At 64.3% G+C, this 16194-nt stretch carries 17 protein-coding genes; 2 read left to right on the top strand and 15 right to left on the bottom strand.

Annotated features, from left to right (window positions below):
* Nucleotides 1-98: 98 nt before the first annotated feature.
* The 15 genes from rpsJ to ACQRD3_RS05535 all read right to left on the bottom strand — a co-directional run bounded on the left by rpsJ (nucleotide 99) and on the right by ACQRD3_RS05535 (nucleotide 14816).
* Nucleotides 99-413: a 30S ribosomal protein S10 gene (gene rpsJ, locus ACQRD3_RS05465; RefSeq protein WP_080906407.1), complete on the bottom strand. Its 315-nt coding sequence runs from the start codon at nucleotides 411-413 to the stop codon at nucleotides 99-101.
* Between the two features lie 384 nt (nucleotides 414-797).
* Nucleotides 798-1667 carry a radical SAM protein gene (locus tag ACQRD3_RS05470; RefSeq protein WP_080906408.1) on the bottom strand — a complete coding sequence of 290 codons (870 nt, stop codon included), beginning with the start codon at nucleotides 1665-1667 and terminating at the stop codon, nucleotides 798-800.
* A gap of 21 nt (nucleotides 1668-1688) precedes the next feature.
* The gene (aroE, locus tag ACQRD3_RS05475; RefSeq protein ID WP_080906409.1) at nucleotides 1689-3092 is read right to left on the bottom strand and encodes a shikimate dehydrogenase; all 1404 of its coding nucleotides are present in this window, start codon (nucleotides 3090-3092) and stop codon (nucleotides 1689-1691) included.
* A gap of 35 nt (nucleotides 3093-3127) precedes the next feature.
* Nucleotides 3128-3559, bottom strand: a complete 432-nt coding sequence (gene aroQ / locus ACQRD3_RS05480) for a type II 3-dehydroquinate dehydratase (RefSeq protein ID WP_427780276.1) — start codon at nucleotides 3557-3559, stop codon at nucleotides 3128-3130.
* Nucleotides 3556-4047 (bottom strand): shikimate kinase, encoded by a 492-nt coding sequence (locus ACQRD3_RS05485; protein WP_080906411.1) that lies wholly within the window; start codon nucleotides 4045-4047, stop codon nucleotides 3556-3558. The genes aroQ and ACQRD3_RS05485 overlap by 4 nt, the downstream gene beginning before the upstream one ends.
* Complete coding sequence (locus ACQRD3_RS05490) at nucleotides 4044-5201, bottom strand: bifunctional chorismate mutase/prephenate dehydratase (RefSeq protein WP_080906412.1); 1158 nt, start codon at nucleotides 5199-5201, stop codon at nucleotides 4044-4046. The genes ACQRD3_RS05485 and ACQRD3_RS05490 overlap by 4 nt, the downstream gene beginning before the upstream one ends.
* A gap of 43 nt (nucleotides 5202-5244) precedes the next feature.
* Nucleotides 5245-6288 (bottom strand): chorismate synthase, encoded by a 1044-nt coding sequence (gene aroC / locus ACQRD3_RS05495; RefSeq protein ID WP_427780278.1) that lies wholly within the window; start codon nucleotides 6286-6288, stop codon nucleotides 5245-5247.
* A 33-nt stretch (nucleotides 6289-6321) separates the two neighbouring features.
* Complete coding sequence (aroA, locus tag ACQRD3_RS05500; RefSeq protein WP_427780280.1) at nucleotides 6322-7557, bottom strand: 3-phosphoshikimate 1-carboxyvinyltransferase; 1236 nt, start codon at nucleotides 7555-7557, stop codon at nucleotides 6322-6324.
* Between the two features lie 31 nt (nucleotides 7558-7588).
* Nucleotides 7589-8650, bottom strand: a complete 1062-nt coding sequence (gene aroB, locus ACQRD3_RS05505) for a 3-dehydroquinate synthase (RefSeq protein ID WP_427780282.1) — start codon at nucleotides 8648-8650, stop codon at nucleotides 7589-7591.
* A 27-nt stretch (nucleotides 8651-8677) separates the two neighbouring features.
* On the bottom strand, nucleotides 8678-9697 hold the full coding sequence (aroF, locus tag ACQRD3_RS05510; protein ID WP_080906415.1) for a 3-deoxy-7-phosphoheptulonate synthase: 1020 nt from the start codon (nucleotides 9695-9697) through the stop codon (nucleotides 8678-8680).
* A 337-nt stretch (nucleotides 9698-10034) separates the two neighbouring features.
* The gene (gene proS / locus ACQRD3_RS05515) at nucleotides 10035-11474 is read right to left on the bottom strand and encodes a proline--tRNA ligase (protein ID WP_080906416.1); all 1440 of its coding nucleotides are present in this window, start codon (nucleotides 11472-11474) and stop codon (nucleotides 10035-10037) included.
* Nucleotides 11475-11559: 85 nt separating this feature from the next.
* A complete protein-coding gene (locus tag ACQRD3_RS05520; protein ID WP_427780285.1) occupies nucleotides 11560-12402 on the bottom strand; it encodes a patatin-like phospholipase family protein in 843 nt (280 codons plus the stop codon).
* Nucleotides 12403-12467: 65 nt separating this feature from the next.
* Nucleotides 12468-12761 (bottom strand): hypothetical protein, encoded by a 294-nt coding sequence (locus ACQRD3_RS05525; RefSeq protein WP_080906418.1) that lies wholly within the window; start codon nucleotides 12759-12761, stop codon nucleotides 12468-12470.
* 59 nt (nucleotides 12762-12820) lie between these two features.
* Entirely contained in the window at nucleotides 12821-14446 is a 1626-nt protein-coding gene (locus ACQRD3_RS05530; RefSeq protein WP_427780287.1) for a DAK2 domain-containing protein, read from the bottom strand.
* Nucleotides 14447-14465: 19 nt separating this feature from the next.
* Nucleotides 14466-14816 (bottom strand): Asp23/Gls24 family envelope stress response protein, encoded by a 351-nt coding sequence (locus ACQRD3_RS05535; RefSeq protein ID WP_080906420.1) that lies wholly within the window; start codon nucleotides 14814-14816, stop codon nucleotides 14466-14468.
* A 195-nt stretch (nucleotides 14817-15011) separates the two neighbouring features.
* Between ACQRD3_RS05535 and ACQRD3_RS05540 the strand changes: the two genes are divergently transcribed.
* Entirely contained in the window at nucleotides 15012-15197 is a 186-nt protein-coding gene (locus ACQRD3_RS05540; RefSeq protein WP_080906421.1) for a hypothetical protein, read from the top strand.
* A 149-nt stretch (nucleotides 15198-15346) separates the two neighbouring features.
* Complete coding sequence (locus ACQRD3_RS05545) at nucleotides 15347-16183, top strand: zinc dependent phospholipase C family protein (protein ID WP_427780290.1); 837 nt, start codon at nucleotides 15347-15349, stop codon at nucleotides 16181-16183.
* Nucleotides 16184-16194: the final 11 nt, after the last annotated feature.

Below are 16194 nucleotides of genomic sequence, written 5' to 3' on the forward strand. Positions count from 1 at the left end.
TGAGAGAGTTGCCGGATCGGCATTGCTCTGTCAACTTGACCCGTCCGCCTCAAAAGCGCGGCGGACTGCGGTACAAACAATGTCAGACGCCGGGAAACTTACAGCTTGATCTCGATGTCCACACCGGCGGGGAGCTCCAGGCTCATCAGGGCCTCCACCGTCTTGGGAGAGGGCTTGATGACGTCGATGAGGCGCTTGTGAGTGCGGCGCTCGAACTGCTCACGGCTGTCCTTGTACTTGTGGACGGCGCGCAGGATGGTGACGACTTCCTTCTTGGTGGGCAGGGGAATGGGGCCGGAGACAGTGGCGCCGGTGCGCTTGGCGGTCTCCACGATCTTTTCCGCGCTCTGGTCGATGAGCTGGTGATCGTAAGCCTTGAGGCGGATGCGGATCATTTCTTTCTGAGCTGCCATGATTTTTTCCTCCTTAAACATACGAAGTGGTGATGGGTGCCGCCCTTCGTACGGTGAGAACTTTTTCTGTCCACTTTATCGTGCGTATCACTCCACGACAGAAAGAAAACCGGCAGGATAAGCCGGCCGGTCTCTGCCTCAGCGTGACGATATACGCTGGTACAGAACGTTCTCAGCCGCCCGATTCAACGGACATACTCCGCGGAAGTTACCGGCTTGCGCCGCAATCTCCCGCATCATCGCATAATGCGCCCCGAAACAGGCACTGGGGTATTGTATCGCAAAAGGTACCGTAAGTCAAGCACTTTCTCACTTTTTTCTCCGGAATATCAAAGGAGGCTCTTCCATATTCGGAAAAGCCCCCTTTTTCTTCCTCCCCGGCGGTTATACCCCCCGGCTCCACTCCGGCCGGAGCGCCACATCGCCCGCCAGGGCCCCGTCCAGGGCGGTCAAAAATTCCTCCCGCCGGTCGGGCAGCGTCCCTTTCAGGGGCAGATAGTTGGAAGCGTGGTCGCAGGTAAAGTGGAGCGGGTCCACTGTCAGCTTCTCCACCAGCAGGCGCACCTCCTCCAGGCTCTCCCGGGCGGTGACGGGGGTGAAGCGCCCGGCCTTCCAGTCCCGATAGAGAACCGTCCCGGGCTGGAGGATCAGAGAAAGCGCCGACAGATGCCGGGGCCGCATCTCATTGACCATGGCCGCGGTGTCCAGAATGTGGCGCGTCCCGCCGCCGGAGCCGGCCAGGCCCAGCAGCACCATGACCCACAGGTCCATTCCCGCCTGGCGCAGGCGCACTCCGGCCTCCAGCATCCCGGCGGCGTCCACCCCCTTGCATACGGCCTTCAGCAGGGCGTCATTTCCGGTCTCGAGCCCCAGGTAGGCCCGGGTCAGCCCCGCCTCCCGGAGCGTCCGCAGCTCCTCCGGCGTCTTTTCCAGCGTGCTCTCCGGCCCGGCGTAGGTCGTGACCCTTTCCAGTGCGGGAAAGGTCTCATACAGCGCCCGCAGAATGGCCAGCAGATCCCCGGTGGGCAGGGCGATGGCGTCCCCGTCGCAGAGAAACACCCGCCGCACGTCTCCATAATAGGCCCGGGCCATCTGAATGTCCTCCATCACGTCGGACAGCGGCCGGACGTGATAGCGCTTGTCCTTATACATGCCGCAAAAGGTGCAGGCGTTGTGGGAGCAGCCCACGGTGACCTGAAGCAGATAGCTCTTCCACTCTCCGGGCGGACGGTAAATCGTTCCCTCGTATCGCATCGGCACTCTCCTTTTTTACGCTCAGGTATTCTCTTCCAAAGCCTTCCGGGCCGCGGCCTTGGCCTTTTCCACATCCAGCGCCTCTCCGGTGAAGTGCTCCAATGCCAAAATGGCCTGGTGGAGAAGCATCCCCATCCCATTCATGACGGGATGGCCCAGTTCTCTGGCCCGGCGGAGCAGCGCGGTCTCCGCCGGAGCGTAGATCACATCGCACACCGCGGCCCCGGCGGGCAGGGCGTCCACAAAGGACAGATCCTCAAACCCCCTGCCGGTCCCCGCCATTCCAAGGCAGGTGCAGTTGACCAGCATGTCGCTCTCCCCGGCGACCCTGCGCAGCGTCTCCGGATCAAACCCCTCCGGGGTCAAATTGGGCCGGTCGGCTGCGCACAGCGCCTGCGCCTTTTCCAATGTCCGGTTGCACACGGTGACCGCGGCCCCAGCTCCGGCCAGCGCCAGCGCCACGGCTTTGGCGGCGCCTCCCGCGCCCAGCAGGATCACCCGCTTCCCCGCGGGATCCACCCCCAGCTCGGCCAGCGCCCGGAGAAACCCGCCGCCGTCGGTGTTGTAGCCGTAATATTTTCCGTCTCGAAGGCAGACGGTATTCACCGCGCCGCACCGCCGGGCCGCCTCGTCCACCTCGTCCATCAGGGGGAACAGCTCCTCCTTGTGGGGCATGGTGGCGTTGAACCCGGCATATCCCGCAAAGGCGGCACATTCCAGCCAGCGCCGGGTCTCACCCCGCGGCACCGGCTGGCAGAGGTAGATATAGTCCAGGCCCAGGGCCTCGATCATGGCGTTCTGGATCACCGGCGATTTGGAGTGGAGCACCGGGTCCCCGATGACGCAGAGCTTCCGGGTGGTATTTTTCACTTCCACGCGCATGTCTCTCTTCTCCTTCTCTTCCGTCTGGATCGGCGCGGGCAGGGCGGCGTTGACCAAAAAGGCCACGGCCACTCCCACCACCGTTTCGATGATCCGGGCGGCGGCATAGTCAACCCGGGATGCGCCGGTGACGCCGGTGACCAGCATGGCGCAGGGGACAATGCTGGCCATGGCGCAGGCGGCGGGCCGCCGGATCAGCTGACAGATCCACAGTCCCGCCACGCACACCGCCCCCAGGGTGGGCACCAAGACCAGGGGGGAATCCAGCCGCTCCCCCAGCAGCAGGGCGGCGGCTCCCAGCGCACCGCCCACCAAAACGCCCATAAACCGGGAGATCCCCTGCTGCACCGTCTGTCCCAGACTGCTCTGGGTACATACAATGCAGGCAATGCAGGCGTAAAGCGGGCCAATACAGCCCAGCACTCCCCCCCGGGCCTCGTCATACAAAAGGCCAAAGGGGACGAACAGCAGATAGGAGATCATCACCGCCACGGCGGTCTTGATGACCCGCATCCCCACCCGTGGCACCCTCGGGTTGGTCATGTCTTTCCTCCCTCTTTGTCCGGCCGGAAGCGCCTTCAGCCCTCCCGCGCCAGAAAATAATCCATGGCGGCCTCGTAGCCGTACAGCCCCAGCCCGCAGATCTGACCCACGCAGGCGGGCGCGGTGACACTCTTGTGCCGGAACTCCTCCCGCTGGTGGATGTTGGAGATATGCACCTCCACGCAGGGAACGCTCACCGCCTTGAGCGCATCCAGGATGGCCACGCTGTAATGGGTGTAGGCCCCCGGATTCATGATGATGGCGTCATAGACCCCGTCGGCGGCCTGGATGGCATCCACGATGGCCCCCTCGTGGTTGGACTGGAAGCACTCCGCCGTGGCACCGCGGGCCTCGGCCCGCGCCTTCAGCCGGGCGCAGAGACTTTCATAGTTCTCCTCCCCGTAGATCCCCGGCTCACGCCTGCCCAGCAGATTCAGGTTGGGCCCGTTGATGATGAGAAATTTCATTCCAATCCCTCCAGCACTCTCGCCGCCGTGGAAATGGGCGAGGTAAAATCGGTGACTGTCACATCGGCCCACCGGCGGTAGGTCTCCTCCCGCCGGGCGGCCTTCGCCAGGAAGGCCTCTCTTCCCCCCCTGGCCAGCGGGCGGCCCTCCATGGACACATGGTCGTAGATCTCTCCGGCGTCCCGGTTCAGCCAGAACACCGTGCCGCTCTCCTTCAGAGGGGCCATGGCCGTCTCCCGCAGGGGCAGGCCGCCGCCGCAGGCGATGATCAGGCCGCTGCGCAGCGAAAGGCCCTGCGCCACTCCCACCTCGAGAGAGCGGAAGTAGTCCTCCCCCTGGGTGGCGAAGATCTCCTCCACGGTGAGGCCCTCCCGGGCCTCGATGAGCTTGTCGGTGTCCACCAGGGTCTTTTTCAGCCGCCCGGCCAGAAGCTGGCCCACGGTGGACTTGCCCGCGCCCATCATCCCGATCAAAACAATGTTTTTCATTCCTGATACCCCCTGAAATTGCCCAGCACCCGGAAGTCGGCGGAGAGCTGGCTCAGCTCGTGGAGCACCCCGTCCATCCCGGGAGCCAGCAGATCGCCGGAGCACTCCAGGAAGAACAGGTAGTCCCACCCCCGGTCCGGGATGGGCCGGGACTCGATCTTCAGCAGATTGAGGCCGTGGACGGCGAAGATGGTCAGGATCTCGTGGAGGGAGCCTGCCTGATGGGGCAGCGAAAAGAGGGCGGAGATCTTGTCTCTCCCCTCCCGCAGCTCGGGCACGGGGGACACCGCCACAAAGCGGGTGTGGTTGGCCGAGTTGTGGTTGATCCCCTCGGCCAGAACGTCCAGCCCGTAGAGCCGGGCGGCCCGCCGGGAGCAGATGGCCGCCGCCGTCCGGTCCCCGGTCTCCTTCACCTGCTTGGCCGACCCGGCGGTGTCCAGGGTGGGCACCCGCCGCCAGGCACGGTGGGCGTCCAAAAACCGGTCGCACTGCATCAGGCCCTGCTCATGGGAGTAAACGGTCCGGATCTCCTCCAGCCCCACACCGGGGAGCACCGCCAGGCAGTGCTCCACCTTGACCTGCCACTCCCCCACCAGGGAGAAGTCGTACTGGGCCAGCAGGTCATAGACCTGGCGGATGGAGCCGGTGGAGGAATTTTCAATGGGAAGCATGGCGTAGTCGGCCTCGCCGCCGGCCAGCGCACGGAACACGTCTCCGAACCAGGCCAGGCCCCGGGCGGACACGCCCTCTCCGAAAAATCCCGCGGCAGCCTCCTCGCTGTATGCCCCCGACTCGCCCTGATAGACCACCCGGGGGTTCGCCACCGGCTCCCGGCGGCGCTCCAGCGCGCTGAGCCACCGGGCATAGCCCGCGTCCTCCGCCCCCTCCCGCACCAGGGCGCGCTGCTGGCGGCGGGAAATGGCCATGACGCTCTCGTAGAGGGCGGCCACGTCGGCCTTGGCGGCGGGGGTGTCGGCCAGGGCTGTCTTGGCGGCGATGACCTGCCGCTCCCGGGCGCTGTCCAGCACCGGGATGCCCCGCTCCTTTTTATACTCTCCCACTCGCCCGGTCACCGCCATCCGGCGAAGGAAGAGGGGAACCAGCTGGCCGTCGATCTCGTCGATCTCCCCGCGCAGCTCATCCAGTTGAGACATGGGTATCCGCTCCTTTGTTTTCAAATCCTGCCCCAGAGGCAATTCAAATCCCCAGCACCTCGCACGCCGCCAGGGCCGCCGCCGCCTCGATCACCGGCACCGCCCTCGGCACGATGCAGGGGTCGTGGCGGCCCTTGATCTCGATCTCCACTTCCTCCCCGGTGCGCAGGTCTACGCTCTCCTGGGGGAGAGAGATGGAGGGCGTGGGCCGCAGGGTCACCTCGAACACCACCGGCATCCCGTTGGTGATGCCGCCGTTGACTCCCCCGGCGTTGTTGGTCTTTGTGGCGATCTGCCCGTCCCGCGTCTCAAAGGGGTCGTTGGCCTCGGTGCCCTTAAGATAGGCGAAGGCCACTCCCGCGCCGAAGGCCACCGCCTTGACGGCGGGGACGGCGAAGAGATATTGAGAAAAAATGCCCTCCACGTTGCAGCCAAAGTCGGGCTGGCCCAGTCCGGCGGGCAGGCCGGTGACGGCGCACTCAATCGAGCCGCCCACCGAATCCCGGCCCTCCTTGGCCTCCCGGATGGCCCGGCGCATCTCCTCCCCCTTTTCCTCGTCCAGCACGGGGAAGTCCTTTTCCGCCAGCGGGAAGAGTTCGGCGGGGTCATCGAAGGCAGAGTCGTTGACTCCGTAAATGGAGCTGATATGGGCCCCCACCCGGACGCCCCGCTGGGCCAGCAGCTGCTTGGCCACCGCCCCCGCCGCCACCAGCGGCGCGGTGAGCCGCCCGGAGAAGTGCCCTCCTCCCCGGTAGTCCAGGCAGCCCCGGCTGCGGACAAATCCGGCGTAGTCCCCGTGGCTGGGCCGGGGGGTATAGCGCAGGGCCTCGTAGTCCCCGGAGTGCTGGTCACCGTTTTCGATGACCATGGCCAGCGGCGCGCCGGTGGTCTTGCCCTCAAAGACGCCGGAGAGGATCTTTACCTCGTCGGCCTCCTTCCGGGCAGTGGAAAACTCATTTTTCCCCGGGGCCCGGCGGCCCATCTCCTTTTGCAGCCGGTCCAGATCCAGGCTCAGGCAGGAGGGCACCCCCTCCAGCACCACGCCGATGGCGGGGCCGTGGGATTCCCCGAAAATCGTATATCTCATACCGTCATTTCTCCTTCCGCGCAGGGCGTTTTTTCACACCCCGGCGAGTTTTCCGCCCAGGCGGGCATAGTCCTCCCAAAAGTCGGGGTAGGATTTGCGGACGCTCTCCGCCCCGGTGAGGGTCACAGGCGCGGCGCACCGGGTGGCAGCCACGGCCGCCATCATGGCGATGCGATGGTCGTTGTGGCTGTCCGCAGTCCCGCCGGAGAGGGTCTCCACTCCGACAACGGTCAGGCTGTCCGGTCCCTCGGTCACCCGCGCCCCCAGGCGGTTCAGCTCCTCCCGGACGGCGGCGAGCCGGTCGCTCTCCTTGATGCGGAGCCGTCCGGCATTGACGATGCGGGTGATCTCCCCCGCCCGGAGGGCGGCGTGAACCGCCAGGGCGGGCACCAGGTCGGGGCACTGGGACACGTCCAGCTCCACCGTCCCGCCTCCCCGCAGCAGCTCTTCATAGGGGACGATCCGTCTGTCCCCCTGGGTCGAACGGGGATCCATCCCGGTGACCTCCACCGGGTTGCCCAGCCCCCGGGCGGCATACCAGAACCCCGCCTGGGACCAGTCGGCCTCCACGGCGGCCTCCGCCGCGCGGTAGACCTGCCCGCCGGGCACGTCCAGGGTGCGGTCGTCCCGCCACGCCGCCTTCACGCCGAACGCGGCCAACGCCTCCAGCGTCATGTCCACATAGTTCCGGGATTCCAGCTCCGTGGTCAGCACGATGGCGGAATCCCCCTCCAGCAGCGGCAGAGCGCAGAGCAGGCCCGTGACAAACTGGGAGGACACGTCCCCGGGAAGGCGGTACTCCCCCGGAGACAGCAGCCCCCGGATCGTGAGCACCCCCTCCTTTTGCCCGTAAAAAATCCCCTTTTCCGCGAAGAGATCAAAGAAGGGTTTCTGGGGACGCTCCATCAGCCGCCCCCGCCCGGTAAAGATCCCCCCGCCCCGTACCGCAAGGGCCACCGGGATCAAAAATCGGAGGGTGGAGCCCGACTCGCCGCAGTCCAGCCTGGGCAGCGCCAGCCGCCGGAGGGGGGACATGGCCCCCGCATCCAGCCCGGTCAGATGCAGCGTCCGCCCCGCCCTTCTGTACTCCGCCCCCAGCTCGGTCAGGCAGCGGAGGGTCGCCTCCATGTCCTGGGACTGGGCCACGTTGGTGAGCGTGCTCTCTCCCGCCGCCAGGGCGGCGGCGATGAGCACCCGGTGGGCCTGGGATTTGGAGGGGGGCGGGGTAATGGCCCCGGCAAGCCGGGCAGGGGTAATGGTAACGGTCATGGGCGTTCTCCTTTGTTCCATGGTTTCAGCCTCACAGAAGCTCCAGCAGCGCGGCCCTGGGCATTTTGTGGGGGATGGCCCGCCCCAGTTCGGCCAGCAGGATGAGGGAGATGTCCTCCCCTTCTCCCTTTTTGTCCCGGCCGACGGCGGCGGCATAGTTGTCCCGGGCGCAGGGAATGGCGGTGGGCAGCCCGAGAGCGGCCAGCGCCTCCTCCACCTGTCCGGGCACCTCCGGAGGCGTGATCCCCAGGGTCACACCCACTCGACAGGCGGCAGCCATTCCTGCGGCCACCGCCTGGCCGTGGGTCCAGGTTTCGTAGTGTCCCGCCAGCTCATAGGCGTGGCCCAGGGTGTGTCCAAAGTTCAGGAGCATCCGTTCCCCGGTGTCCCGCTCGTCCGACTCCACCACCTGCCGTTTGATGTCGCAGCAGGTGTACAAGACCGGCTCGATCTCTGCCATGATCTCGGCCCGGGACGGGCGGGCACGGAGGAAGTCAAAAAATTCCCGATCCCGGATGCAGCCGTATTTAATGACCTCGGCCATGCCGTCGGCAAAGGTGGGGTCGGGCAGGGTGGCCAGCGTGTCGGTGTCCATGAGCACCAGCTTCGGCTGCCAGAAGGCCCCAGCCAGATTCTTCCCGGCCTTCAGATCCACCGCCACCTTGCCCCCCACGGAGGAATCCACCTGGGCCAGCAGGGTGGTGGGGATCTGGATGAAGTCCACCCCCCGCAGCACGGTGGCGGCGGCGAAGCCGGCCAGATCCCCCACCACGCCGCCGCCCAGAGCGATCACGGCGTCGGTGCGGGTGAGTGGAACGTCCATCATCTGTTCCCACAGCTCAGAGAGCTGTCCGGCGCACTTGGAGCTCTCCCCGGCGGGGATGACGTGCCGGGCCACTTCAAACCCGGCCCCTGTCAGGCTCTCTTCCAGCTTTCGGGCGTAGAGGGGGGCGACATGGCTGTCCGTCACCAGAAAAAGCCGTCCGGCCCGGGGGCAGACCGCCCGGACGGCGGCCCCGGCTCCGGCCAGCAGGCCGGAGCCGATGTGGATCTCATAGGAGCGGCGCTCCAGCGCCACTGTGAGGGTTTTCATGGGGAACACTCCTTTTTGCGAACCGGTTTATTTGATCAGGGTCTTCCCCACCATATCCACCAGTGCGGAGACCTTGCCCATCAGGCCGTCAAAGCGCTCTGGGGTCAGGGACTGCTGGCCGTCGCACTTGGCGTTGGCGGGGTCGTTGTGAACCTCGATGATGAGGCCGTCCGCCCCGGCGGCCACTGCCGCCAGCGCCAGCGGCTCCACCATCCAGTACATCCCGGCGGAGTGGGAGGGATCCACCACTACGGGCAGATGGCTCATCCGCTTCACGGCGGGGATGGCGGAGACGTCCAGGGTATTGCGGGTGTAGGTCTCAAAGGTGCGGATGCCCCGTTCGCAGAGGATGACGTTCTCATTGCCCTCGGCCATGATGTACTCGGCCGACATGATCCACTCCTCGTAGCTGTTGGCCAGCCCCCGCTTGAGGAGGATGGGCTTGGACATCTTGCCCACCTCCTTCAGGAGGTCAAAATTCTGCATGTTCCGTGCGCCGATCTGCACCACGTCCACCTTGTCCTCGAAGAGCTGGCAGTACTTGGGGCTCATCAGCTCGGTAACCACGGGCAGACCGGTCTCCGCCTTGGCGGCCAGCAGCAGGTCCAGCCCCTCCGGCCCCATGCCCTGAAAGGAGTAGGGAGATGTGCGGGGCTTGAACGCGCCGCCCCGGAGCATGGCCGCGCCGGAGCGCTGGACGTCCCGGGCCACCTCGGCGATCTGCGCCTCGCTCTCCACAGAGCAGGGCCCGGCAATGACGGAGAAGCTGCCGCCGCCGATGCTGGCGCTCCCCACATGCACCACGGTATCCTCAGGGTGGAACTTGCGGTTGGCCTTTTTATAGGGTTCCTGCACCCGCATGACCCGCTCCACGTGCTCGTTGATGGCGATCTTGTCCATGTCCACGGCGGTGGTGTCCCCCACCAGGCCCAGGATGGTGCAGCCGATGCCGTTGGTGACCCCCACCTGAAGTCCCTGGAGCTGGAACCGGGCCACCAGCTTGTCGATCTCCCGCTGCTGTGTGCCCGGCTTCATCACTACTACCATATTTCATCTTCCTTTCTCTTCCGCAAAAAAGGGGGCTCATTGATGATGAACATCAATGAGCCCCCTCCAGAGTACGGGTATTCCTGTCCGCGGATCACGCGGGCAGCCTCATTTCGTCCATCCTTTTTTGCCCATGCCAAAATAGCCGGCGCCCATAAATCGAGCCCAGCCAAAGGAGGTAAAAAAGGATGCAGTTGTGAGGGCGGATCGGTTCATGTCTGGACCTCACTCTTCGGAAATGTTAGAACTATTATATACCCCACTGAAAAAAAAGGCAACAAAAAGTTTCTCACAGGCCGGAGCGCAGGCTGCGCTCCGGCCTTCAGACGACACGGTTTTAGTACGCCACGCCCCAGTAGATCATGTGCTTGGCGGGCTTTCCGCAGATGGGGCAGACCTCCCCCAGCTGCTCCTGCTCCAGCGGCATGCAGCGGGAGGACATCCCCGCCTCGTCCTTCATCCTGAGCTCGCACTCCAGATCGCCGCACCACATGGTCTTGATAAAGCCGCCCTTCTCCTGCTGGATGGCCTTGGCCTCCTCCAGGGAGAAGGCGGGATAGGTGTTCTCCTCCCGGTTCTTGAGGGCCTTGGCGTAAAGCCCGTCATGGATGGCGTCCAGCAGTCCGGCCACCGTCTCCTCAATGCCGTCCAGAGAGACAAAGCTCTTCTCGCCGGAATCCCGGCGCACCAGCACACATTGGTTCTTCTCCATGTCCTTGGGGCCCAGCTCCAGCCGGAGAGGCACGCCCTTCATTTCGTACTCGGCAAACTTCCAGCCGGGGGACTGGTCGGAGTCGTCCATCTTCACCCGGAAGCCCGCCTTCCGGAGCCGCTCCATCACGGCCCGGTTGGCCTCGACGACACCCTCCTTGTGCTGGGCCACGGGGATGATGATCACCTGAGTGGGGGCGATGCGGGGGGGCAGCACCAGGCCGTTGTTGTCGCCGTGGGTCATGATGATGCCGCCGATGAGCCGGGTGGACACGCCCCAGGAGGTCTGATGGGGATAATGGGGCTGGTTGTCCCTGCCGGTGAAGGTAATGTCGAAGGCCTTGGCAAAGCCGTCCCCGAAGTAGTGGGAGGTGCCCGCCTGGAGGGCCTTTTTATCGTGCATCATGCACTCCACGGTATAGGTCTCCTCCGCGCCGTTGAACTTCTCCTTGTCGGTCTTGCGGCCCTTGACCACGGGCATGGCCAGCACGTTCTCGCAGAAGTCGGCGTAGATGTTCAGCATCTGCATGGTCTCTTCCCGGGCCTCTTCGGCGGTGGCGTGCATGGTGTGGCCCTCCTGCCACAGGAACTCCCGGTGGCGGAGGAAGGGGCGGGAGGTCTTTTCCCAGCGGAGCACGGAGCACCACTGATTGTACTTTTTGGGCAGGTCCCGCCAGGAGTGGATGATGTGGGAGTAATGCTCGCAGAACAGGGTCTCGGAGGTGGGGCGGACGCAAAGCCGGTCCTCCAGCTTGTCGTCGCCTCCCATGGTCACCCAGGCACACTCGGGGGCGAAGCCCTCCACATGGTCCCGCTCCTTCTGGAGCAGGCTCTCGGGAATGAGCACAGGGAGATAGACGTTTTCATGGCCGGTCCGCTTGAACTCCGCGTCCAGGCCGTGCTGGATATTCTCCCAAATGGCGTAGCCGTAGGGGCGGTAAATGAACATGCCCTTGACGCTGGTGTAGTCGATGAGCTCCGCCTTCCGGCAGACGTCGGTGAACCACTGGGCGAAGTCCACCTCCATATCGGTGATCTGCTCCACCTGTTTCTTATCCTGTGCCATCGTTTCTCCATCCTTTATCGGTAAAAATCGTTTCCATTTTATGCGGAATGTATGGGAAAGTCAAGAGCCCCGGAGGGGATTGCACTCACCGGCGGGCAAACCGTTCGATCCTCTCCCCCTGGTCGTAGCCCATCCGGTAGAGCCGCTGAATGGCCGCCTTGTCCCGGGTGAGGGTGGACATACCGGAGATGTCGGCGGGGGCCACCAGAAGGGCCTTCCCCTCCTCCTCCAGCTTCTTTACCGCCGCCACATCCTGATTATAGCGGATATACCGGCGCTTGAGGGCGGCGTAGGCGTTGGGCCAGCGGCGCAGGCTCCGCTCCATCACTTTGGCGTGCTCCAAAGGCGGGCGGACAAAATCGGCCGGGCGGGTCAGCAGCACCACCACCCGGTCGCAGCCCTGCTCGAAGGCGCGGCGGTAGGGCACCGGGTCAGCCACGCCGCCGTCAAAGCCGGGGCGGCCGTGGACCGGGTAGGGCCGGCAGGCCCCGGGGACGGCGCAGGACGCCTTGATGACCGAAAAATCCCCCTGGGCCAGCTCCGCCTTGTCAAAGTAGAGCGGCTGGCCGGTGGCGGCGTCGGTGACCACCGCCTCGTACCGGGCGGGATTTGCGTTGAAGGCCTCCAGATCCACCGGGTCCTCCCCGCCGGGGCCGGAGAGCGTGGTGTAGACGTAGTCCAGGTCGATATAGGAGCCCCCGCGCAGGAAATTGCCCGCCGACATATACCGGCGGCGGAAGGCGTACTCCGTGTAAAACCTCTGGTTCCGCCCCCGCTGCCCCGCCAGATAGGTGACCATGTTGGCGCTCCCCGCCGACACACCCAGCAGATAGCCGAAGGGCTGGACCTTCCGGTCCAGAAAATAGTCGTAAACTCCGGCGGTGAAGGCCCCTCTCAGTCCGCCGCCCACGTCGATGATCCCAAGCAAGTGACGTTTCGCCTCTTTCTATTCCTACAAAAAATCCGGTTTTCCTGAGAGACCGGGTTCCTCACTCAATAACCTTCCAATACCTGCTCGATCCGTTTTAAAAGCGGGGCGGAGATCCCATTCAGCGCCTCTGCTGCCTGGGCGGTCAACAAATCTTCCTCGGCCGCGGAGCCCCGTTCATCCGAATCCGACCGCAGCAGGTCCCGAAACAGCATCAGATCCTCACGGGTGGAGGCATTTTGGAGCAGCCGCTCCACGATACCCTCCGGCGGCATGGAGGCCAGGCCCATCGCCCCCTCCCCCATTCTCCGGGACAGCAGCGTCAATAAAACGGGAAATTCATTGGATAAAATCTCCATTCTGTCTCTCCTCCTTGAAATTCGAAAGGGGGGCCTTTCGGCCCCCTTTCAATTCTTTGTCATTCCGCGGAGATCATGTAGTAGTAGACCGGCTGACCGCCGGACAGAAGCGTGATCTCGGCGCCGGGGCAGAGCCCGGAAAAGAGCTTCAGCGTCTTTTCCGCCTCGGGCTCCTTCACGTCCTCCCCATAATAGATGTTGATAAACTCGGCCTGCCGGTAGGTGTCCTCCTGGGCCAGGCGGCGGAGAATTTTGTCCAGGTTCCGCTCCGTGGCGAAGAGCTGTCCGTTCAGAAGGGCCATATAGTCCCCGTGCTTGATGCTGAACCCACCGAACTCAGAGTCCCGGGCGGCATAGGTCACCTCGGCGGTGGACACCGCTCCCATGGCCTCGGTCATGGCCTGGGTGTTGGTCTCCACATCGGTCTCGGGATCCATCATCAGCAGGGCGGAGATGCCCTGGGGCACCGTCCTGCTGGGCAGGACCACCACCTGCTTGCCCTCGGCCAGGGGGATGCACTGCTCGGCTGCCATGATGATGTTCTTGTTGTTGGGCAGGACGAAAACCACCTCCGCAGGGGTGGCGTCGATCTGCCGGAGAATGTCCTCGGTGGCGGGGTTCATGGTCTGCCCGCCGCTGATGATCCCGTCCACGCCCAGATCCCGGAACACGGCGGCCAGGCCCGCGCCCGCGGCCACCGCCACCACGCCGTACTTCTTCTCCGGCGGGGCGATTTTCCGCACCCCGGCGTCCTCGGCCAGGATCTCGGTGTGCTGGTTGCGCATGTTCTCCACTTTGACGGTCTGGAGCGCGCCGTAAGTCAGGGCCTCCTCCAGCACCTTGCCCGGATGGTCGGTGTGGACGTGGACCTTGATGATGTCGTCGTCATCCACCACCACCAGGGAATCGCCCAGAGCGGAGAGGAAGCCCCGCAGAGCCTCGGGGTCCTTTTTGGTGTCCCGGGCGCAGATGAACTCGGTGCAGTAGCCGAAGGTGATCTCCTCGGTGGAGAACGCCTCAAAGTCAGCTTTTTCCTTCCGCTCCACGGCGGCGGCCCCCTCCGGGAGAGGCAGGCCCCGCAGCTCGTCCATCATCCCCTGGAGGATGACCAGAAAGCCCTTTCCGCCGGAGTCCACCACCCCGGCCTTTTTCAGCACCGGATTCTGATTGATGGTGTCGTCCAGGGCGATCAGGCCGGCCTGGATGGCCTCGTCCAGCACATGCTCGGCCCCGGCGTCCTCCCGGGCGGCAGCGGCAGCGGCGGCGGCAGCCATGCGGGAGACGGTGAGGATGGTGCCCTCGGCGGGCTTCATGACCGCCTTGTAGGCGGCGGCCACGCCGAAGTCCAGCGCGATGGCCAGATCCCGGCCGTCAATGGTCTCCTTGTCCTTCACCGCCTTGGCAAAGCCCCGGAACAGCAGGGAGAGGATGACGCCGGAGTTGCCCCGGGCGCCCCGGAGCAGCGCGTTGGCGGTGACCGACGCGGCCTGCCCCACGGTGTCGCAGGGCTTTTTGCCCAGCTCTTCGGCAGCGGTGCCGATGGTCATGGACATATTGGTGCCGGTGTCCCCGTCGGGCACCGGGAATACGTTGAGCTCATTGATGTGCTGCTTTTGGGCATTGATGCAGGCCGAGCCGTGGATGACCATTTTGGCAAACAGCGCCCCGTCGATGGTAGTTATCATTCTATTCGGTACCTTCCTTTCAGCCGACGACCATGGAGTCCACATAGACGTCCACGCGCTTCACGTCCACCCCTGTGGCCCGGCTGACATTGTAGCGCACCTCGCTCATGATGGAGCGGCTCACCGCCATGAGGTTGACCCCGTTGTCCACAATAATGTGCAGTTCCAGGGAGATGGTGGCGTCGTCGTTATAGGTGACCTTCACGCCCTTGGCCATGGACTCCCGCCGCAGGAGATGCACCAGTCCGTCGGTGGTGGAGCGAATGGCCATGCCCTTGACGCCGTAGCAGTTGGTGGCGGCGGCGCCGGTGATATTGGTGAATACGTCGCTGCTGATGGTGATCGCACCTTTTTCAGTCTGCAGCTTCATAAAGACCCTTCCTTTCCGTCTGAGGCGTATCCCAGCGCCTGCGTGCTTTTTTCCGATTGTACTGAGTATTGTATTCTATTTTCTCTGAAATTACAAGGGAAAAAGTGTTCCGAAACGATTGTAATTTCCCCACAAACCGTGTACACTAAAGGAGAGTGTAAGATCCACCAACTTGAAAAAGGAGGCGTCGGGGACATGAAAGTTGCCCGCTTCGTACTGAAAATCGTAGGTTTCTGTCTGGCCGCGGCCGCGGCCGCCTGCTGCGTCATCGCCTACTGGGACAAGATCGTCGCCGGATTCCAGGCGATCGGGGGAAAGCTGGGCTGCACCCGCTGTGCCCATTCTGCCGAGTATGACGATTACGCCGACTGGGACGAATAAGAAGTAAAACGGGGACTGCCTGAGGCAGTCCCCGTTTTTGCCTGCGCCTGCATTTTCCTCTTTTCTTTTCGGAGAGCCGATGTTATAATGCAGGCGTCATCTCATTTTGAAAACCAGATTCTGCTTTTTTCTTAAAGGAACGTGACTGCATGCCCAATTATTATGCCCATCTGGTCTTTGGCCGGGAGGTACTGGCCCAGCTCCCGCCCATCCTACGAGGCCAGCTGGAGGGGGAGCGCGGCGCCTTTGACATCGGGCTCTACGGCCCCGATCCGCTCTTCTGTTACCATCCCATGACCCGGAATTTTGCCCGGACCACAGGACTGTCCATACACAAGGAGCCGGTGCGTCCGGTGGCAGAGCGGCTGCGGCAGGCGGTCGAGGACGGCCTCCCCTACGCCCGAGGCTACGCCGCCGGATTCCTCTGTCACTTTGCCCTGGACAGCCGCTGCCACTACTACATTGAGGAGCGTCATGCTCGGGGGCTCTCCCACGCGGGGATGGAGGCCGAGCTGGAGCGGGCGCTGATGCTGGCCGACGGCATCGATCCGCTCCACGAAACTCCCATGCCCTGTCCCGAGCTGCCCGGGGCCTTCTATGAAACGGTGACTGCGGCCGCCTATCCCGGCGTGCGCCCCGACCAGTTTCAAAAGGGGCTGCGGGTCTTTCGGCGGTTCTGCCGCCTCCAGACCCGGGCCGCCGGAACCTACGTCCACCGCTTTGCCAACTGGGCGGGCGGACACTCCACCCGGCTCTCCCGGGTCCGGGGCACCGTTCTCTCCCCCAGCCCGGATCCCGTCTATGCCGAGAGCACCCGGGTCCTCCTCTCCCTCCTCCACGGGGAGGCCGCCTCCACAGCCGCGGAGCTGACCCGCTTTTTTGCTGTGGTGGCCCGCGGCGGCGTGCTGGGCAGCTGGTACGACCGACCTTTTTCCGGCCAGTGGCAGTCCGAACAGGCAGTGATCCTCCGCACAGCCTTCCGCTGAAGCCTGTTCTC

Source organism: Candidatus Pseudoscillospira sp. SGI.172, from assembly GCF_050313575.1.
Classification (GTDB): domain Bacteria; phylum Bacillota; class Clostridia; order Oscillospirales; family Oscillospiraceae; genus Vermiculatibacterium.